We start from the raw sequence: 19,168 nt of genomic DNA, 5'->3' as shown, positions 1-19,168 counted from the left end.
CTACGATCCCCCATCCGGGGGACAGCCGCGCACCCGGGGTGGGCCGAAAAGGGCCCCGCCCTACAAAAGCTGTCGCCGCAGCCGGTACGAACCGGACAAGATCGGCACCAGACCAGGCTCCGCCCTAAATCTCTTCACGTCAAGACAACCTAGTCCACGGCAGCAGCCCTGGATGATCATCCAGTTGCCAGCCGATGATCCAGCGCAGAGTGCCTCCTACCTGCACTGACGGCCCTGACCGCCTGTCCGATCGCTCTGCGTGACCCGACCAGCACGACCAGTTTCTTCGCCCGGGTCACGGCGGTGTAGAGCAGGTTCCGCTGCAGCATCGTCCACGCGGAGGTGGTGACGGGAATCACCACCGCCGGGTACTCACTTCCCTGCGATCGGTGGATGGTCACCGCATACGCGTGCGCAAGCTCGTCGAGCTCGTCGAAGTCGTAGCCGACCTCCTCGTCCTCGTCGGTGAGCACGATCAGCCGCTGGTCCTCCACGCTGAGCGACGTCACCACGCCGACCGTGCCGTTGAAGACCCCGTTCTGCCCCTTCTCGTAGTTGTTCCGGATCTGGGTGACCTTGTCCCCCACCCGGAAGGTCCGGCCGCCGAACCTGCGCTCGGGCAGGCCCTCGCGGCCCGGCGTCACCGCCGCCTGCAGCAGCGTGTTGAGATTCCCCGCACCGGCCGGCCCCCGGTGCATCGGGGCCAGCACCTGGACGTCCCGGCGGGGGTTCAGCCCGAACTTCTGCGGGATCCGCCGGGCCACCACGTCCACCGTCAGCCCCGCTGCCTTCTCCGAGTCCTCCTCCGCGAACAGGAAGAAGTCCGGCAGCCCGTCCGTGACAGGCGGCAGCCCCTCGTTGATCCGGTGCGCGTTGGTCACCACCCCGGACTGCTGGGCCTGCCGGAAGATCCTGGTGAGCCGGACGGACGGGATCGGGCCGGTCGCCGCCAGCATGTCCCTCAGCACTTCACCGGCCCCGACCGAGGGGAGCTGGTCGACATCCCCCACGAACAGCAGGTGGGCGCCCGGTGCAACCGCCTTCACCAGCTTGTTCGCCAGGATCAGATCGAGCATCGATGCCTCGTCCACCACCACCAGGTCCGCCTCCAGCGGCCGGTCGCGGTCGTACGCCGCCTCGCCGCCGGGCCGCAGCTCCAGCAGCCGGTGCACCGTCGACGCCTCGACGCCCGTCAGCTCCGACAGCCGCTTCGCAGCCCGGCCGGTGGGTGCCGCCAGCACCACCTTCGCCTTCTTCGCCAGCGCGAGCGTCACGATCGACTTCACCGTGAACGACTTGCCGCAGCCGGGCCCGCCCGTCAGCACCGCGACCTTCTCGGTCAGCGCCAGCTTCACGGAGTCGCGCTGCTCCGGCGCGAGTTCCGCCCCCGTACGCTTCGCCAGCCAGGCCAGCGCGGCCTCCCAGTCGACGGCTGCGAAACCCGGCATGCGGTCGGTGTCGGCGCGGAGCAGACGCAGCAGCTGGTTGGCGAGGGAGATCTCCGCCCGGTGGAACGGCACCAGGTACACCGCCGAGACCGGCTCACCCGCCTCCCCGGGCACGCTCTCGCGGACCACGCCCTCCTCGGCGACCAGCTCGGCCAGACAGTCGATCACCAGGCCGACATCCACCTGAAGGAGCTTCACCCCGTCCGCGATCAGCCGCTCCTCCGGCAGGTAGCAGTGGCCCTGGTCGCTGCTCTGCGAGAGCGCGTACTGCAGGCCCGCCTTGACGCGCTCCGGGCTGTCATGGGGGATGCCGACCGACTGGGCGATCTTGTCTGCCGTCAGAAAGCCGATGCCCCAGACGTCGGACGCCAGCCGGTACGGCTCGTTCCGCACCACACCGATGGAGCCGTCCCCGTACTTCTTGAAGATCCGCACCGCGAGGGAGGTGGAGACCCCCACACCCTGCAGAAAGACCATCACCTCCTTGATGGCCTTCTGCTCCTCCCAGGCCGCGGCGATCATCTTCGTACGCTTCGGCCCGAGCCCCGGCACCTCGATCAGGCGCTTCGGGTCCTGCTCGATCACGTCCAGGGTGTCGACGCCGAACCTCTCCACGATCCGCTCGGCGAATCGCGGCCCGATCCCCTTGATCAGCCCCGAGCCGAGATACCGCTGGATGCCCTGGACCGTCGCCGGCAGCACGGTCGTGTAGTTCTCCACCATGAACTGCTTGCCGTACTGCGGATGCGAGCCCCATCGCCCGTGCAGCCGCAGCGACTCCCCGGGCTGCGCGCCGAGCAGTGCCCCGACGACCGTCAGCAGGTCGTTCGCACCGCGGCCGGTGTCGACCCGGGCCACCGTGTAGCCGGTCTCCTCGTTGGCGTAGGTGATCCGCTCCAGCACACCGTCCACCTGGGCGAGCTGGCGCTGCTGCGGGGGCTGCTGGGGCTGCTGCCGGGCCTGTTGCTGGGCCTGTTGCTGGGCCTGTTTCGGAGCCTGCTCGGGCTGTTGCCGGGCCTGTCGTTGCTGCATGCCCACAAGCCCCCCTCTCGGTGCCGGTGACCGTCCGCTACGCACCGTACCTCCCCGCACTGACATCGCGGGGTGGCCGCCGGGCTGCTCAGGGCCGAGGATGCCACAGGGGGCACTCATCACGCCCATCCGCGAGGACGGGTCCGCCGAAGGAGCAGTGCACCGTGCTCACCACCGATTTCGTCCCCGGCTCTCCCAACTGGCTCGACCTCGGAAGCCCTGACACCGAAGCCGCCGAGGCCTTCTACACCGCACTCTTCGGCTGGACCTTCACCTCGGCGGGACCGCAGGCCGGCGGTTACGGCTTCTTCCAGAAGGACGGCCGGACGGTCGCGGCACTCGGCCCCCTGACGGAGGAGGGCGCCGAACCCGCGTGGACCCTCTACTTCACCACCCCCGACGCCGACGCCACCGCCGCTCTGGTGCAGGACTCCGGCGGCACGGTCCGCGCCGCCCCCTTCGACGTGTTCACCAACGGCCGGATGGCCGGGTTCACCGACCCGACCGGCGCCGAGTTCGCCGTCTGGCAGCCCGGCGACACGGTCGGCCTCGACGCCGTCACCTCCCCCGGCACGCTGTGCTGGACGGAGCTCTACAGCTCCGACCCCGCCGCCGCGAAGGCCTTCTACCGGGCCGTCCTCGGCTGGCAGGAGCAGGACGTCCCGTTCGGCGACACGGCTACCTACACGGTGCTCACCCCGGCCGGCGGCGGCACCGACGACGGCCAGGGCGGCATCCTGCAGCTGCTCCCCGAACAGACCGCGGCGGGCGTCAGCTCGCACTGGCTCCCGTACTTCGAGGTGCCGGACACCGACGCTGCCGTCGCCGAGGCCCAGCGGCTGGGCGGCGCGGTACGGGCTCCCGCCACGGAGGTCCACGGCGTCGGCCGGTTCGCGCAGCTCACGGACCCGCACGGAGCGGTCTTCGCCGTCATCACCAGTGCCGCCCCGGGTGAGTGACACCCCGTCGGAGGCCGGCGGGCAGCTGACGTAGGGTCCGACCATGAGCGACCTCACGATCCGTCCCGTCGTCCTTGCCGACCTCCCCGCCATCGTCGCGATGCTGGCCGACGACCCCATCGGCGCGAAGCGCGAGTCCCCGGACGACCTCACGCCCTACGAGCAGGCCTTCGCCCGTCTGGCCGCCGACCCGCACCAGCACCTGGTGGTGGCCGTACGGGAGGGCCGGACGGTCGGCACCCTTCAGCTGAGCCTCATTCCCGGGCTCTCCCGCCGCGGCTCCACCCGGACCATCATCGAGGCCGTACGCATCGACGCCACGGAGCGGGGCAGCGGCCTCGGGACCGAACTCATCGAGTGGGCCATCGACACCTCACGCACACTCGGCGCCAACCTGGTCCAGCTGACGTCGGATGCCACCCGGACGGACGCGCACCGCTTCTACGAGCGGCTCGGGTTCGTGGCGTCACATCTGGGATTCAAGCTCGCCCTGTAGGGCGGGGGTGGGGGGCGCGGGCCGGCCTCATGGCCGGCTCGGGAAATGCAGAAAGCCCCCTCCCGTTCCCGGGAGGGGGCTTTCTGTAAATGATTGTTCGGCGGCGTCCTACTCTCCCACAGGGTCCCCCCTGCAGTACCATCGGCGCTACGAGGCTTAGCTTCCGGGTTCGGAATGTAACCGGGCGTTTCCCTCACGCTATGACCACCGAAACACTATGAAACCGTTGACCGCACCACACCGTGACCTGGTGTGGGGTCGTTGTTTCAGAACAACACAGTGGACGCGAGCAACTGAGGACAAGCCCTCGGCCTATTAGTACCGGTCAGCTCCACCCCTTACAGGGCTTCCACATCCGGCCTATCAACCCAGTCGTCTACTGGGAGCCTTACCCTCTCAAGGAGGTGGGAGCGCTCATCTCGAAGCAGGCTTCCCGCTTAGATGCTTTCAGCGGTTATCCCTCCCGAACGTAGCCAACCAGCCATGCCCTTGGCAGGACAACTGGCACACCAGAGGTTCGTCCGTCCCGGTCCTCTCGTACTAGGGACAGCCCTTCTCAACACTCCTACGCGCACAGCGGATAGGGACCGAACTGTCTCACGACGTTCTAAACCCAGCTCGCGTACCGCTTTAATGGGCGAACAGCCCAACCCTTGGGACCTACTCCAGCCCCAGGATGCGACGAGCCGACATCGAGGTGCCAAACCATCCCGTCGATATGGACTCTTGGGGAAGATCAGCCTGTTATCCCCGGGGTACCTTTTATCCGTTGAGCGACGGCGCTTCCACAAGCCACCGCCGGATCACTAGTCCCTGCTTTCGCACCTGCTCGACCCGTCGGTCTCACAGTCAAGCTCCCTTGTGCACTTACACTCAACACCTGATTGCCAACCAGGCTGAGGGAACCTTTGGGCGCCTCCGTTACTCTTTAGGAGGCAACCGCCCCAGTTAAACTACCCACCAGACACTGTCCCTGATCCGGATCACGGACCCAGGTTAGACATCCAGCACGACCAGAGTGGTATTTCAACGACGACTCCACCCAAACTGGCGTTTGGGTTTCAAAGTCTCCCACCTATCCTACACAAGCCGAACCGAACACCAATATCAAGCTATAGTAAAGGTCCCGGGGTCTTTCCGTCCTGCTGCGCGAAACGAGCATCTTTACTCGTAATGCAATTTCACCGGGCCTATGGTTGAGACAGTCGAGAAGTCGTTACGCCATTCGTGCAGGTCGGAACTTACCCGACAAGGAATTTCGCTACCTTAGGATGGTTATAGTTACCACCGCCGTTTACTGGCGCTTAAGTTCTCAGCTTCGCCCGACCGAAATCGGACTAACCGGTCCCCTTAACGTTCCAGCACCGGGCAGGCGTCAGTCCGTATACATCGCCTTACGGCTTCGCACGGACCTGTGTTTTTAGTAAACAGTCGCTTCTCGCTGGTCTCTGCGGCCGGCCCCAGCTCAGGAAGCAAGTTCCCTCACCAGATCCGGCCCCCCTTCTCCCGAAGTTACGGGGGCATTTTGCCGAGTTCCTTAACCATAGTTCACCCGAACGCCTCGGTATTCTCTACCTGACCACCTGAGTCGGTTTGGGGTACGGGCCGCCATGAAACTCGCTAGAGGCTTTTCTCGACAGCATAGGATCATCCACTTCACCACAATCGGCTCGGCATCAGGTCTCAGCCTTAATGAGTGACGGATTTGCCTATCACTCGGCCTACACCCTTACCCCGGGACAACCACCGCCCGGGCTGGACTACCTTCCTGCGTCACCCCATCGCTCACCTACTGCAGACTTGGTCCGGCGGCTCCACCACGTCCCTTTGTCCGAAGACTCCGGGCCGGCTTCGCGGCCTTAGCATCACCTGGTTCAGCGTTGGCGCTTCAAAGCGGGTACGGGAATATCAACCCGTTGTCCATCGACTACGCCTGTCGGCCTCGCCTTAGGTCCCGACTTACCCTGGGCAGATCAGCTTGACCCAGGAACCCTTGGTCAATCGGCGCAAGAGTTTCCCACTCTTGTATCGCTACTCATGCCTGCATTCTCACTCGTGTACCGTCCACAACTGGTTTCCACCGCTGCTTCACCCGGCACACGACGCTCCCCTACCCATCACAGCCCCCGTTGGGGGTATTGCTGCAATGACACGACTTCGGTGGTGTGCTTGAGCCCCGCTACATTGTCGGCGCGGAATCACTTGACCAGTGAGCTATTACGCACTCTTTCAAGGGTGGCTGCTTCTAAGCCAACCTCCTGGTTGTCTCTGCGACTCCACATCCTTTCCCACTTAGCACACGCTTAGGGACCTTAGTCGGTGTTCTGGGCTGTTTCCCTCTCGACCATGGAGCTTATCCCCCACAGTCTCACTGCCACGCTCTCACTTACCGGCATTCGGAGTTTGGCTAAGGTCAGTAACCCGGTGAGGCCCATCGCCTATCCAGTGCTCTACCTCCGGCAAGAAACACGTGACGCTGCACCTAAATGCATTTCGGGGAGAACCAGCTATCACGGAGTTTGATTGGCCTTTCACCCCTAACCACAGGTCATCCCCCAGGTTTTCAACCCTGGTGGGTTCGGTCCTCCACACGGTCTTACCCGCGCTTCAACCTGCCCATGGCTAGATCACTCCGCTTCGGGTCTTGGGCATGCAACTCAAACGCCCTATTCGGACTCGCTTTCGCTACGGCTACCCCACACGGGTTAACCTCGCTACACACCGCAAACTCGCAGGCTCATTCTTCAAAAGGCACGCAGTCACGACCCGCCGTCCGAAAACGACGAGCGACGCTCCCACGGCTTGTAGGCACACGGTTTCAGGTACTATTTCACTCCGCTCCCGCGGTACTTTTCACCATTCCCTCACGGTACTATCCGCTATCGGTCACCAGGGAATATTTAGGCTTAGCGGGTGGTCCCGCCAGATTCACACGGGATTTCTCGGGCCCCGTGCTACTTGGGAAATGAGCAAGCAAGCCGCTGATGTTTCGTCTACGGGGGTCTTACCCTCTACGCCGGACCTTTCGCATGTCCTTCGACTACACCAACGGTTTCTGACTCGCCGACCGGCCGGCAGACCGATCAAGCTCACTCCCACGACCCCGAAACGGCAACCCCTGCCGGGTCTCACACCATCTCGGTTTAGCCTCATCCGGTTTCGCTCGCCACTACTCCCGGAATCACGGTTGTTTTCTCTTCCTGCGGGTACTGAGATGTTTCACTTCCCCGCGTTCCCTCCACATACCCTATGTGTTCAGGTATGGGTGACAGCCCATGACGACTGCCGGGTTTCCCCATTCGGAAACCCCCGGATCAAAGCCTGGTTGACGGCTCCCCGGGGACTATCGTGGCCTCCCACGTCCTTCATCGGTTCCTGGTGCCAAGGCATCCACCGTGCGCCCTTAAAAACTTGGCCACAGATGCTCGCGTCCACTGTGCAGTTCTCAAACAACGACCAGTCACCCACCATCAACACGCACACGCGCATCTCAAGTAGGACCGGCATCTCTGAAGCAACGACCATACGGCCGTTCCCTCAGGACCCAACAACGTGCCCGACACGCCTGACTGATGATGTGCTTTCCACGCCGAAGCAGTACTCACACTCATAACCAAGCGTGCCGAATAGTCAACGTTCCACCCATGAGCAACCGTGCGAGACATTCGCTCGCAACCGGCTATTGCTCCTTAGAAAGGAGGTGATCCAGCCGCACCTTCCGGTACGGCTACCTTGTTACGACTTCGTCCCAATCGCTGGTCCCACCTTCGACGGCTCCTCCCCTTACGGGTTAGGCCACCGGCTTCGGGTGTTACCGACTTTCGTGACGTGACGGGCGGTGTGTACAAGGCCCGGGAACGTATTCACCGCAGCATGCTGATCTGCGATTACTAGCAACTCCAACTTCATGGGGTCGAGTTGCAGACCCCAATCCGAACTGAGGCCGGCTTTTTGGGATTCGCTCCGCCTCGCGGCATCGCAGCCCTTTGTACCGACCATTGTAGCACGTGTGCAGCCCAAGACATAAGGGGCATGATGATTTGACGTCGTCCCCACCTTCCTCCGAGTTGACCCCGGCAGTCTCCTGTGAGTCCCCATCACCCCGAAAGGCATGCTGGCAACACAGAACAAGGGTTGCGCTCGTTGCGGGACTTAACCCAACATCTCACGACACGAGCTGACGACAACCATGCACCACCTGTATACCGACCACAAGGGGGGCTACATCTCTGCAGCTTTCCGGTATATGTCAAGCCTTGGTAAGGTTCTTCGCGTTGCGTCGAATTAAGCCACATGCTCCGCTGCTTGTGCGGGCCCCCGTCAATTCCTTTGAGTTTTAGCCTTGCGGCCGTACTCCCCAGGCGGGGAACTTAATGCGTTAGCTGCGGCACCGACGACGTGGAATGTCGCCAACACCTAGTTCCCAACGTTTACGGCGTGGACTACCAGGGTATCTAATCCTGTTCGCTCCCCACGCTTTCGCTCCTCAGCGTCAGTAATGGCCCAGAGATCCGCCTTCGCCACCGGTGTTCCTCCTGATATCTGCGCATTTCACCGCTACACCAGGAATTCCGATCTCCCCTACCACACTCCAGCCTGCCCGTATCGAATGCAGACCCGGGGTTAAGCCCCGGGCTTTCACATCCGACGCGACAGGCCGCCTACGAGCTCTTTACGCCCAATAATTCCGGACAACGCTCGCACCCTACGTATTACCGCGGCTGCTGGCACGTAGTTAGCCGGTGCTTCTTCTGCAGGTACCGTCACTTGCGCTTCTTCCCTGCTGAAAGAGGTTTACAACCCGAAGGCCGTCATCCCTCACGCGGCGTCGCTGCATCAGGCTTTCGCCCATTGTGCAATATTCCCCACTGCTGCCTCCCGTAGGAGTCTGGGCCGTGTCTCAGTCCCAGTGTGGCCGGTCGCCCTCTCAGGCCGGCTACCCGTCGTCGCCTTGGTGGGCCGTTACCCCACCAACAAGCTGATAGGCCGCGGGATCATCCTGCACCGCCGGAGCTTTCCACCCACCCCCATGCGGAGGCAGGTCATATCCGGTATTAGACCTCGTTTCCAAGGCTTGTCCCAGAGTGCAGGGCAGATTTCCCACGTGTTACTCACCCGTTCGCCACTAATCCACTCCGAAGAGCTTCATCGTTCGACTTGCATGTGTTAAGCACGCCGCCAGCGTTCGTCCTGAGCCAGGATCAAACTCTCCGTGAATGTTTACCCGTAATCGGGTGAGACACTCGCGTTGAGCGGCACGGCAACCACCGGAATAGGGTGATCCCGCGCACTGCGTCCTCGCTGTGTTTTTACTTCAAAAGGAATCTCCAACCCGGACCGAACGGTCCAGGCCGGGGATGTCAACATATCTGGCGTTGACTTTTGGCACGCTGTTGAGTTCTCAAGGAACGGACACTTCCTTCAAAACACTCTCGTGTCTCTCCGGGCGCTTCGTTCTTTCGTGTTTCAAGCTTATCAGACGATTTCCGCTCCGTTTTCCGGAGTTTCACTCACCAGACCCGCTTTTCTTCGCCCCTCGCGGTGCGACTCCGGAACTGTACGGGGACCGGCGCCCCACAAGCAAATCGCCTCCGCCCGGCACTCCGGGCGGAGGCGATCAGCGTTTGCTCAGCGGACCTCGGTGATCTCCGGGCCGCGTGCGAACGGGTCGAGCGAAGCGCCGCCGAAGCGGGTGCCGTCACCCTCGCCCGCGCCGCCGTCAGCGACCATCTGGGCGTCCTCGGGGAGCTTGAGGACGATCGGGTCGCGAGGCGCCATCGGCGTCTCGCCGCGGACGACCACGGTCTGCTGGAAGACCTGCTCAAGGACCCCGGCCATCTCGGGCTGCACGGCAGCCTGGCCGGAGATCACGCCGCGCAGGAACCAGCGCGGGCCGTCACAGCCCACGAAGCGGACGAGCTGGACGCCCTGCGTCCCGTCCGGCAGCTGCACCGGCACCTGAGCCCGGAGGTGCCAGCCCAGCGGGCCCTCCTCCTCCTCGACCAGGCCGCCCTGCTGGGTGATGCCGTTGGCGATCTCCTCGCGGACCTCGCCCCAGATGCCCTCGGACTTGGGGGCGGCAAAGGCCTGGAGCTGGATCGCACTGTTACCGAGGACCAGGGTTGCGGCCACGATCGCGTCGCCGGCCACCTCGACGCGCAGCTCCATGCCCTCCACGCCGGGGACCAGGAGGCCGCCGAGGTCCACCCGGCCGTCCTCCGGATTCTCCAGCTCGGAGATGTCCCACGGGCCGTCCGGACGCGGAGCCGGCGGCAGGCCGACCCGGTCCGCCGGGTCCTGCTCAGTCACGTTCTCGCTCTCGGAGTCGGCGGAACCTTCGACGTCATCGGCCGTCTCGTCGGCGCTGATGGCGTCGTCGGCGAGCTGCTCGACAGCGTCCTCGCTCTTCTGGCGACGACGGAACACGGTCACTGTCCTTCCCGGTCCAAGACCGAAGCGAATACCTGCTCGGCTACTGCGAGGCCGCGGGAATGCTAAACCGCGGCGTGACCGCCGGTCGACCCGAACCCGCCTGCGGCACGTGCCGACCCGGGCAGTTCGGCCACCTCGTGGAAACGCGCCTTCTCGACCTGCTGGATCACCAGCTGGGCGATGCGGTCCCCACGGCGGAAGCTGACCCCCTCGCGCGGGTCCAGATTGACCACGATCACCTTGATCTCACCACGGTACCCGGCATCGACCGTCCCTGGGGCGTTCACCAGTGCAACTCCGCAACGAGCTGCGAGTCCCGAACGCGGGTGCACGAACGCCGCGTAGCCGTCCGGAAGGGCGATCCCGATGCCGGTGGGGAGCACCGCGCGCTCGCCCGGGGCCAGTTCGGCGTCGACGGTGGTGCGCAGGTCGGCGCCGGCGTCGCCGGGGTGCTCGTACGCGGGCAGCGGCAGCTCGGGGTCGAGCCGCCGGATCAGGACGTCTACCGGCGGGCGGGCGGTACTACTCACGGGTTCACCTCAAAGGCTCGGGCGCGCTTGAACAGATCCGGGTCGTCCATGGCCTTCTTGATGTCCTCGGGACGACCGTGCGTGGTGAAGTGTTCCAGCTTCACCTGGACGAAGAGTGCCTGGGCTCTGATGGCCACCGGCCCGTCCGGTCCGCCGATCCGTCCCTCCGCCGCGCTGTAGATCTTGCGGCCGTGCACCCCGGTGACCCAGGCGCGGATGTGCAGCACGGCATCCACCGGCACCGGCCGGACGAAGTCGGTCTCCAGCCTGCCGGTCACCGCGGCGGCGTGCAGCAGCCAGTTCAGCGTGCCGAGGGTCTCGTCCATGGCGGTCACCAGCACACCGCCGTGGGCCAGCCCGGGGCCGCCCTGATGGCTCGGCCTGACGGTGAACTCGGCGGTCACGTCCAGGCCCTCGCCGGCCACGGCGGTCAGCTGGAGGCCCTGCGGATGCTGCGGGCCGCAGCCGAAGCAGTGGTCGTAGTGCGAGCCGAGCAGGGTGCCAGGGGCCGGCGCCTCGGGGGCGCGGGGCGGCAGGACGGCGCCCGCCGGGGGCGTGGTCGGCGGGAGGGCGACGGCCCGGGCGGCGGGCTCTTCCGAGCCCTGCGGCGCAGGCGGGGAGGCGGATGGTCCGTTCACACGCGCGACCTTACCGCCGAGTAGCAAAACGAGTGCAAGGCGAGTCGCACGACGAGTGGCACGAGCTGCGCCGAGGAGCCGCCTGCCAGGCCTGCCGCACCGGGGCGGGGGCGCCACCGGGGCGGGGCCGCGCAGCCCACACAATGGGTGCATGTACGACGAACGCCTCACCGTCCCCCGCTCCTGGTGGCTGCTCCCGGCCGCGGCCGGGCTCTCCTTCGCGCTGATCATGCTGCGCTTCAGCCCGGTGGCCGCTCTGATCGGGCTGGTGGTCGGCATCGCGGCCGGCGCGGCGGCGCTCAGCAGCTACGGCTCCGCACGGATCCGCGTGGTGCAGGGCTCGCTGGTGGCCGGACAGGCCCGGATCCCGGTCGGTGCGCTGGGTACGGCACATCCGCTGGATCGCGCCGAGGCGGTGGCCTGGCGCTCGGTGAAGGCCGACCCGCGCGCCTTCATGCTGCTGCGCAGCTACATCCCCACCGCGCTGCGGGTCGAGATCACCGACCCGGCCGACCCGACGCCGTACGTCTACCTGTCGACCCGCTCGCCGGAGCGGCTGGTCGAGGCACTGGCCGCAGCCCGCGAGGGCACGGCCCGCTAGGACCCTGCGGGTCCGGCGCCCTTCGAACCGGGCCCGGAAACGGAGGAGGGACGGCTCCGCTGTGTGCGGGACCGTCCCGGTGCTCCGGTGGTGCTGTGTGCAGGGCTCGCCTGCTTGTGCGGTCGCTGGCGGCGACCGCCGCTTCTGCCTCCGACCCCGCTGCTCAGGGCCGGACGGGGCGGTGAACCGGGCCGACGGAAGCCGTCGGACCCGGGGCATGCCCGCCAGGTGCTCAGGCGCCGCAGTCCCGGCAGATCGGGTTGCCGTTCTTCTCGCTGTACAGCTGGCTGCGGTGGTGCACGAGGAAGCAGCTCATGCAGGTGAACTCGTCGGCCTGCCGGGGCAGAACCCGGACCGAGAGTTCCTCGTTCGAGAGGTCGGCGCCCGGAAGCTCCAGCCCCTCGGCCGCGTCGAACTCGTCGACGTCGACCGAACTGCCCGACTTTTCGTTACGCCGGGCCTTCAGTTCCTCGATGCTGTCCTCGTTGAGGTCGTCATCGGTCTTGCGTGGGGTGTCGTAGTCCGTTGCCATTTTTCGCTCTCCCCCTCTGGGTGTGTGCGGTATCTCCAGCGCACGTAACGCATGGGGGGTCGGTCTTGTGCCCGACCCGAGGCGGAGATTTTGCCTTACTTCAAGCCCTGTTACTCAATCGACACCCAGCAGCAGGCCCGTCGGGGTGATCGAATGCGGTCCGAACGGCCTCACCCGCAGCTACCACGAACGGCCCAATAAGGTGGGCGATTCACTACGTTGAGTGACCGGCGGCCAATCCCTTGACCCGCAATCTACTTGCAGGTCAAGGGAATTGACGATAGGTCGACAAATTCTCCTGGGACCTGACCCGTCACCCTGGGCGACTGCGCCACTCGAACCGGTGATCACCCTGCGAGATCATCCGAACGTGTCGCGCAACAAAGTGTGAGCTTGGTCACATCGGTCATTTTTCGGGCAAATTCTCGAAAATCACCCAGCCGAAGGCTACTTCTTCGCGGCGTTCGCGGCGCGTCGGGCGAGCAGGGCGGCCTGCCGCTCGTCGAACTTGGCGGCCTGCGCGTCGAGGCCGGCCAGGAACAGTCCGAGCTCCTCCTGGGCCTTCAGGCCCTCGGGGCCGAGCCCGCCGATCTCCATCACCCTGAGGTGGCGCAGCACCGGCTGCAGCACGTCGTCGTGGTGGATGCGCAGGTTGTAGATCCCGCCGATGGCGATCTGAGCGGCGGAGCGCTCGAAGCCGGGCATCCCGTGGCCGGGCATCCGGAAGTTGATGACGACGTCCGCAATGGCCCGCATCGCCTGGTCCGGCGCCAGCTCCAGGGCGGCCCGCAGCAGGTTCCGGTAGAAGACCATGTGCAGGTTCTCGTCGTTGGCGATCTTCGCCAGCAGCTGGTCGCAGAGCGGGTCGCCGGAGTGGTGGCCGGTGTTGCGGTGCGAGATGCGGGTCGCGAGCTCCTGGAAGGCCACGTACGCGACCGAGTGCAGCATGCTGTGCGCGTTGTCGGACTCGAAGCCCTCCGACATGTGGAACATCCGCGCCCGCTCCAGCTCGACCGGGTCGACGGCCCGGGTGGCGAGCAGGTAGTCGCGAATGGCTATGCCGTGCCGGCCCTCCTCGGCCGTCCAGCGGTGCACCCAGGTGCCCCAGGCGCCCTCGCGGCCGAACATGGTCGCGATCTCGTGGTGGTAGCTGGGGAGGTTGTCCTCGGTCAGCAGGTTCACGACCAGCGAGATCCGGCCGAGCGGGGTGACCTTGGACTGCTCCAGCGACCACGCCTCACCGCCGAGCACGCCGTCGAAGTCCCGCCCCTGGCTCCACGGCACGTACTCGTGCGGCATCCACTCCTTGGCCACCTTCAGGTGGCGGTTGAGCTCGGTCTCCACCACCTCTTCGAGCGCCAGGATCAGGCGGGCGTCGGTCCAGGCGGTGGAGGCGGTGCGCTGCACGGGTGCGATGGTCACGTCGGGTGCTCCTGAGGGCGGGCGGCAGGGACGGGTGGGACGCGCTGGGGCCGGGCGGAGCCGGACTCTGGCGACTCACTTACGGCTGCGTAGGTTACGTAACCGTAAGTTGTTCCGGCGGCAAATGACAAGCCGCCCCTGCCAGGGCTTATGTCGTCTTGACATGAGCGGCAGGGGCGGCAGTGGATGGTCCGCGCACGGAGCGAGAGAGGGCCGGAAGGCGTAGGAGGGCCTCCCAGCGCCCTGGCGGGAGGGTCAGGCGCCTGGGATGCGTACCCGGATCGTGAGGCCGCCACCGGTGCGTGGGGTGGCCTCGATGGTGCCTCCGTGCGCCCGGACGACCGAGCGGACGATGGAGAGTCCGAGCCCGACGCCTCGGTCGCTGCGGGTGCGGTCGGCGCCCTTGACCCGGCGGAACGGCTCGAAGATGTGCTCCAGCTCATAGCCCGGGACCACCGGACCGGTGTTGGTCACCACCAGCTCCCCTCCCCCGCCCGGGGAGGTGGCGGTGGAGATCTCCACCCAGCCGTCGGGGACGTTGTACCGGACGGCGTTCTGCAACAGGTTGAGCGCGATGCGTTCCAGCAGGATGCCGTTGCCCGAGACGGTGGCCGGCTCCAGCCCCGGGCGCAGCACGACCTCACGGGTGGCCGCCTCCGGCCGGATCTGTTCCAGGGCGCGGAGGGCGACCTCGGAGAGCTCGACCGGCCGGCGGTCGGTGAGCTCGTTGTCGCTGCGGGCGAGCAGGAGCAGGCCCTCGACGAGCTGTTCGCTGCGCTCGTTGGTGGCCAGCAGGGTTTTGCCGAGCTGCTGCAGGTCGGGCGAGGCGTTCGGGTCGGAGAGCTGGACCTCGAGCAGGGTGCGGTTGATCGCCAGCGGCGTGCGCAGCTCGTGCGAGGCGTTGGCGACGAAGCGGCGCTGGGAGTCGAAGGAGCGGTCCAGCCGGTCGAGCATCTCGTCGAAGGTGTCGGCGAGCTCCTTGAGCTCGTCGTCGGGGCCCTCCATCTGGATCCGGCGGTGCATCTCGGAGCTCGCGACCTCGCGGGCGGTCCTGGTGATCCGCCCCAGCGGGTGGAGCACCCGGCCGGCCAGTGCGTAGCCGGCCATGAAGGCGATGACCGCGAGGCAGACCAGGGCGGTGAGCGCCTTGCGGAGCAGGGTGGCCAGTGCGGCGTGCGCCTGGGTGGCCTGCATGTGGTCCAGGTACTGGTTGAAGTTGTTCGCCGTGATCTCGGAGCCGTCCTGCGTGACGATCTTGACGCCGGGTCCGAGGGTCAGATTGGGCAGCGAGGCGTCCTCGAACGCCTGCTGGACGAAGTAGTACATCAGCACCAGCAGGACGACCCCGGCCATCAGGAACATCCCGCCGTAGAGCAGGGTGAGCCGGATCCGGATGGTCGGGCGCAGCGGCAGCCAGCTGAGCAGTCCGTCGCCCGGGGTGTACCCGGTGGACTCGGCCTTGGGGCCGGCCGGCGCCTCGGCGGCCGGCGGGTGCGCCGGGCGCGGCGGTACCGGGCCCGGGCCGCCGGCGGGCGTGCCGGGGGCCCCGCCGATGGGGGGCGGGGTGGTCATGGCTGTCCTCTCGGGTGCTGCTTCGGTCGGGTCTGCGGTGGGCCGCGGTGGGCCGGGGTCGGCTGCGGCGGGCTCAGATGCGGTAGCCGGATCCCGGGACGGTGACGATGACCGCCGGGTCGCCGAGCTTGCGGCGCAGCGTCATCACGGTGACCCGGACGACGTTGGTGAACGGGTCGGTGTGCTCGTCCCAGGCCTTCTCGAGCAGCTGCTCGGCGGAGACCACCGCGCCGCCGGCCCGCATCAGGACCTCCAGGACGGCGAACTCCTTGGGGGCGAGCTGGATGGGCTTCTCGTCCCGGAGCACCTCGCGTCGGCCGGGGTCGAGCGAGATCCCGGCCCGCTCCAGCACGGGCGGCAGCGGTACGGTCGCCCGGCGGCCCAGGGCCCTTACGCGGGCGACGAGTTCGCTGAAGGCGAACGGCTTGGGGAGGTAGTCGTCGGCGCCGATCTCCAGGCCCTCGACCCGGTCGCTGATGTCGCCGGAGGCGGTCAGCATGATCACCCGGGTGGACAGTCCCTGCTCGACGATGCTGCGGCAGACGTCGTCGCCGTGGACCAGGGGGAGGTCGCGGTCCAGGACCACCACGTCGTAGTCGTTGACGGCGATCCGCTGGAGTGCGGCCTCACCGTCGTAGACCACGTCGACGGCCATGGCCTCGCGGCGCAGACCGGTCGCGACGGCTTCGGCGAGCAACTGCTCGTCCTCCACGACGAGTACCCGCACGGTGGTTGTCCCTTCTCCAGGCCGACACACGGCTCCGACGGTGCTTCCATCCTGCCTGGTTGCGGCGTAAAGCATCAGTAAGCGGGCACAAGGCGGGCCGACCCCGGGTACCCGAACCTGATCGGTGCCCGACCGGCGGAGCCGCTAAGCGGTACGGCAGTGCCCTGATTGGACTGTGACGCGGGCAACTTTCTCGGGCCGGGAGGTTTCCCGCTCCGGGGCGTGGGGAGGACAGGTTCACACCCGCGATCGGGCCGAGCGTCGATCGCAAACCACCCGCCGTGCGTTCATCCGCACCGGCTCAGGGGATCCAGAGTCACCGGGAGCGGCCGAGGCCGTCTCCGCACCCGACCGGAGAGCAGCACCGGCTGGGGCGTTGCCGTTGACCGCCGTCCCTCGGCCGGGGAACGCCGGACCGTGCCCGTCCGACAAAGCAAGGGGGCCCGTATGGACGCCTTTACCGCCGGAATCCTGCAGCGCATACAGAACGCCGAACAGGATCTCCACCGCGCACTCGAGTCCGGGGACGAGTTCCTGGCCGAGGTCGAGCAGTCCGAACTGGACGACCTGCGTCGGCTCGCAGCCGAACACGGCGTCGACCCGGTGCACGAGATGCACCGCACCGCCGCCTGACCCGACAGTCCCGGACCTGCCGGCAGCGCGCCGGCACCCCGCCCCGAGAGCCGTACGGGGCAGCAGAACCAGGCCCTGGCATCACATCCCGTGTGCCAGGGCTCTTCGCTGCCCGCCGGCCGTCGGGCCGGGCGCGCCTCAGTCGTGCCAGGCACCGAGTTCCTCCAGGCGCGCCTGGAGCTGCTCGAAGGCGCCGGGCGGGGCGGTCACCGTGAGGCCGCCGTGCGGCTCCTCCCCCGGGCGGCCGCCGGAGCGGGCACCGGCCTCGCGGGCGATCAGCACGCCGGCCGCCATGTCCCAGGGCTGGAGTCCGCGCTCGTAGAACGCGTCCAGCCGGCCGGCCGCGACGTCGCAGAGGTCGACGGCCGCCGCGCCGGCCCGGCGGATGTCGCGGACCTCCGGCATCAGGGCGAGCAGGACCTCGGCCTGGTGGACGCGCACGGCCTGGACATAGTTGAAGCCGGTACCGACCAGGGCCTGGCCCCAGGGCGGGGCGGGGCGGCAGGAGACCGGGCGGCCGTTGAGGAAGGCGCCGCCGCCCAGCACCGCGTGGAAGAGCTCGTCCCGAGCCGGGACCGCCACCACACCCACCACGGCCCGGCCGTCGACCTCGACTCCGACGCTGACGCCCCAGGAGGGCAGCCCGTACAGGTAGTTGACGGTGCCGTCGAGCGGGTCGACGACCCAGCGGACACCGCTGGTGCCCGGGCGGTCGGCGCCCTCCTCGCCCAGGTAGCCGTCCTCGGGGCGGCGTTCGCCGATCAGCTCCAGGATGAGCTTCTCGGAGGCCAGGTCCATCTCGGTGACCACGTCGACCGGGCTGCTCTTGGTCGCGGCCACGCCCAGGTCGGCGGGCCGGCCGTCACGCAGCAGCGCACCGGCCCGGGTGGCGGCCTCCACGGCGACGTCCAGCAGTTCGGCGAGCAGCTCGGGGTTGGGCACTGGGTTCCTTCCGGAGGGGGGGTCAGAGCTGGGCGGCGGCCGGGCGGGGCGCGCGGGGGTTGGGGCAGCACGCGACGGCGCACACGTCGTGGCTCGCGCCGAGCGCACCCAGGGCGCACCGCTCGACGGGCACGCCTCGCTCGGTCGCCGCGCGCTCCAGGACCAGTTCCCGGACCGCCGCGGTGAAGCGCGGGTCGGCGCCGACGGTGGCCGCCCGGGCGACGGGCAGGCCGAGCTCGGCAGCCTTGGCGCGGGCCTCGGTGTCGAGGTCGTACTTGACCTCCATGTGGTCGGAGACGAAGCCGATCGGCACCATCACCGCCGCCGGGGCACCCGCCGCGTGCAGGCTCTCCAGGTGGTCGCAGATGTCCGGCTCCAGCCAGGGGATGTGCGGGGCGCCGCTGCGGCTCTGGAAGACCAGCTCCCACGGCCGTCCGGCGACGCCGGTGGCCTCGGCGACGGCCTCGGCGACCAGCCGGGCGACCTCCAGGTGCTGGGCCACGTACGCGCCGCCGGGCCGGCCGCGCGCGGGGTCGTCGGGGGCGCCGGAGGACTCGGCCATCGCGTCCGGGATGGAGTGGGTGGTGAAGGCCAGGTGGGCCCGGTCGCGGGCATCGGCGGGCAGCTCGTCGAGCGCGGCCAGGGTGGCGTCGATCATCGGCCGGACGAAGCCGGGGTGGTTGTAGAAGTGCCGCAGCTTGTCGACCCGCAGCTCGGGCAGGCCCTCCTCGGCCAGCGTGGCGAGCGCGTCGGCGAGGTTCTCGCGGTACTGGCGGCAGCCGGAGTAGCCGGCGTAGGCGCTGGTGGCCAGGACCAGCACGCGGCGGTGGCCGTCGGTGGCGATCTCGCGCAGGGTGTCGACCAGGTACGGGGCCCAGTTGCGGTTGCCCCAGTAGACCGGCAGGTCCAGGCCGTTCCCGGCGAAGTCCTTGCGCAGGGCGGCGAGCAGCTCGCGGTTCTGCTCGTTGATCGGGCTGACCCCGCCGAACAGGAAGTAGTGCTTGCCGACCTCGGCGAGACGCTCCTTGGGGATGCCCCGGCCACGGGTGACGTTCTCCAGGAACGGCACCACGTCCTCCGGGGCCTCGGGGCCCCCGAAGGAGAGCAACAGGAGCGCGTCGTACGGCGTGTGGTCGATGGGGATGCGCGAGTCGGACATGGCACCGATCCTGCCACTAGCAGGCCGTCGGCCGGTGACAGGCCG

14 protein-coding genes and 3 rRNA genes are annotated in these 19,168 nt (G+C 67.3%); 4 read left to right on the top strand and 13 right to left on the bottom strand.

What is annotated here, in order from left to right:
• Window positions 1–176: 176 nt before the first annotated feature.
• A complete protein-coding gene (recD2, locus tag FB465_RS25030; RefSeq protein WP_145794046.1) occupies window positions 177–2,480 on the bottom strand; it encodes an SF1B family DNA helicase RecD2 in 2,304 nt (767 codons plus the stop codon).
• 164 nt (window positions 2,481–2,644) lie between these two features.
• Here recD2 and FB465_RS25025 point away from each other — a divergent pair, with 164 nt between their 5' ends.
• Window positions 2,645–3,439: a VOC family protein gene (locus tag FB465_RS25025; RefSeq protein ID WP_145794045.1), complete on the top strand. Its 795-nt coding sequence runs from the start codon at window positions 2,645–2,647 to the stop codon at window positions 3,437–3,439.
• A 43-nt stretch (window positions 3,440–3,482) separates the two neighbouring features.
• Window positions 3,483–3,935, top strand: coding sequence for a GNAT family N-acetyltransferase (locus FB465_RS25020; RefSeq protein ID WP_145794043.1), 453 nt, complete (start codon window positions 3,483–3,485; stop codon window positions 3,933–3,935).
• A gap of 95 nt (window positions 3,936–4,030) precedes the next feature.
• On the opposite strand, the gene rrf is transcribed toward FB465_RS25020, so the two are convergent.
• The 6 genes from rrf to FB465_RS24985 all read right to left on the bottom strand — a co-directional run bounded on the left by rrf (window position 4,031) and on the right by FB465_RS24985 (window position 11,433).
• Window positions 4,031–4,147 (bottom strand): 5S ribosomal RNA (rrf, locus tag FB465_RS25015).
• A gap of 83 nt (window positions 4,148–4,230) precedes the next feature.
• Window positions 4,231–7,352, bottom strand: a 23S ribosomal RNA gene (locus FB465_RS25010).
• A 276-nt stretch (window positions 7,353–7,628) separates the two neighbouring features.
• A 16S ribosomal RNA gene (locus FB465_RS25005) occupies window positions 7,629–9,152 on the bottom strand.
• The 16S, 23S and 5S rRNA genes sit together here, the layout of an rRNA operon.
• Window positions 9,153–9,563: 411 nt before the next feature.
• Window positions 9,564–10,367 (bottom strand): DUF3710 domain-containing protein, encoded by an 804-nt coding sequence (locus FB465_RS24995; protein ID WP_425461213.1) that lies wholly within the window; start codon window positions 10,365–10,367, stop codon window positions 9,564–9,566.
• Between the two features lie 62 nt (window positions 10,368–10,429).
• On the bottom strand, window positions 10,430–10,897 hold the full coding sequence (gene dut / locus FB465_RS24990) for a dUTP diphosphatase (protein WP_145794038.1): 468 nt from the start codon (window positions 10,895–10,897) through the stop codon (window positions 10,430–10,432).
• Complete coding sequence (locus tag FB465_RS24985; RefSeq protein WP_246193313.1) at window positions 10,894–11,433, bottom strand: PaaI family thioesterase; 540 nt, start codon at window positions 11,431–11,433, stop codon at window positions 10,894–10,896. Before FB465_RS24985 ends, dut begins: the two co-directional genes overlap by 4 nt.
• A gap of 253 nt (window positions 11,434–11,686) precedes the next feature.
• Here FB465_RS24985 and FB465_RS24980 point away from each other — a divergent pair, with 253 nt between their 5' ends.
• Window positions 11,687–12,136: a DUF3093 domain-containing protein gene (locus FB465_RS24980; protein WP_145794035.1), complete on the top strand. Its 450-nt coding sequence runs from the start codon at window positions 11,687–11,689 to the stop codon at window positions 12,134–12,136.
• A 232-nt stretch (window positions 12,137–12,368) separates the two neighbouring features.
• Here FB465_RS24980 and FB465_RS24975 read toward each other — a convergent pair whose 3' ends face one another.
• The 4 genes from FB465_RS24975 to FB465_RS24960 all read right to left on the bottom strand — a co-directional run bounded on the left by FB465_RS24975 (window position 12,369) and on the right by FB465_RS24960 (window position 16,389).
• Window positions 12,369–12,668 carry a DUF4193 domain-containing protein gene (locus FB465_RS24975; protein ID WP_145794033.1) on the bottom strand — a complete coding sequence of 100 codons (300 nt, stop codon included), beginning with the start codon at window positions 12,666–12,668 and terminating at the stop codon, window positions 12,369–12,371.
• Window positions 12,669–13,115: 447 nt separating this feature from the next.
• Window positions 13,116–14,090 carry an acyl-ACP desaturase gene (locus FB465_RS24970; RefSeq protein WP_145794032.1) on the bottom strand — a complete coding sequence of 325 codons (975 nt, stop codon included), beginning with the start codon at window positions 14,088–14,090 and terminating at the stop codon, window positions 13,116–13,118.
• A 255-nt stretch (window positions 14,091–14,345) separates the two neighbouring features.
• Window positions 14,346–15,662 carry a sensor histidine kinase gene (locus FB465_RS24965; RefSeq protein ID WP_145794030.1) on the bottom strand — a complete coding sequence of 439 codons (1,317 nt, stop codon included), beginning with the start codon at window positions 15,660–15,662 and terminating at the stop codon, window positions 14,346–14,348.
• Window positions 15,663–15,735: 73 nt separating this feature from the next.
• The gene (locus FB465_RS24960) at window positions 15,736–16,389 is read right to left on the bottom strand and encodes a response regulator transcription factor (RefSeq protein ID WP_145794028.1); all 654 of its coding nucleotides are present in this window, start codon (window positions 16,387–16,389) and stop codon (window positions 15,736–15,738) included.
• A 447-nt stretch (window positions 16,390–16,836) separates the two neighbouring features.
• On the opposite strand from FB465_RS24960, the gene FB465_RS24955 reads away from it, so the two are divergent.
• Window positions 16,837–17,022 (top strand): hypothetical protein, encoded by a 186-nt coding sequence (locus FB465_RS24955; protein ID WP_145794026.1) that lies wholly within the window; start codon window positions 16,837–16,839, stop codon window positions 17,020–17,022.
• A 138-nt stretch (window positions 17,023–17,160) separates the two neighbouring features.
• Here the strand turns inward: FB465_RS24955 and FB465_RS24950 are convergent, their stop codons facing one another.
• Window positions 17,161–17,964, bottom strand: coding sequence for an inositol monophosphatase family protein (locus tag FB465_RS24950; protein ID WP_145794024.1), 804 nt, complete (start codon window positions 17,962–17,964; stop codon window positions 17,161–17,163).
• Window positions 17,965–17,986: 22 nt separating this feature from the next.
• Window positions 17,987–19,123, bottom strand: a complete 1,137-nt coding sequence (locus tag FB465_RS24945; protein ID WP_145794023.1) for a ferrochelatase — start codon at window positions 19,121–19,123, stop codon at window positions 17,987–17,989.
• Window positions 19,124–19,168: the final 45 nt, after the last annotated feature.

Source organism: Kitasatospora atroaurantiaca (assembly GCF_007828955.1).
Lineage (GTDB): Bacteria > Actinomycetota > Actinomycetes > Streptomycetales > Streptomycetaceae > Kitasatospora > Kitasatospora atroaurantiaca.
This window is presented reverse-complemented; position numbering and strand designations above follow the sequence as displayed.

Bases quoted from the DNA above. Each gene is read 5' to 3' on its own strand.
- recD2 (WP_145794046.1), bottom strand. From the start codon at position 2,480: ATGCAGCAACGACAGGCCCGGCAACAGCCCGAGCAGGCTCCGAAACAG.
- FB465_RS25020 (WP_145794043.1), top strand. From the start codon at position 3,483: ATGAGCGACCTCACGATCCGTCCCGTCGTCCTTGCCGACCTCCCCGCC.
- FB465_RS24980 (WP_145794035.1), top strand. From the start codon at position 11,687: ATGTACGACGAACGCCTCACCGTCCCCCGCTCCTGGTGGCTGCTCCCG.
- FB465_RS24975 (WP_145794033.1), bottom strand. From the start codon at position 12,668: ATGGCAACGGACTACGACACCCCACGCAAGACCGATGACGACCTCAAC.
- FB465_RS24965 (WP_145794030.1), bottom strand. From the start codon at position 15,662: ATGACCACCCCGCCCCCCATCGGCGGGGCCCCCGGCACGCCCGCCGGC.
- FB465_RS24955 (WP_145794026.1), top strand. From the start codon at position 16,837: ATGGACGCCTTTACCGCCGGAATCCTGCAGCGCATACAGAACGCCGAA.
- FB465_RS24945 (WP_145794023.1), bottom strand. From the start codon at position 19,123: ATGTCCGACTCGCGCATCCCCATCGACCACACGCCGTACGACGCGCTC.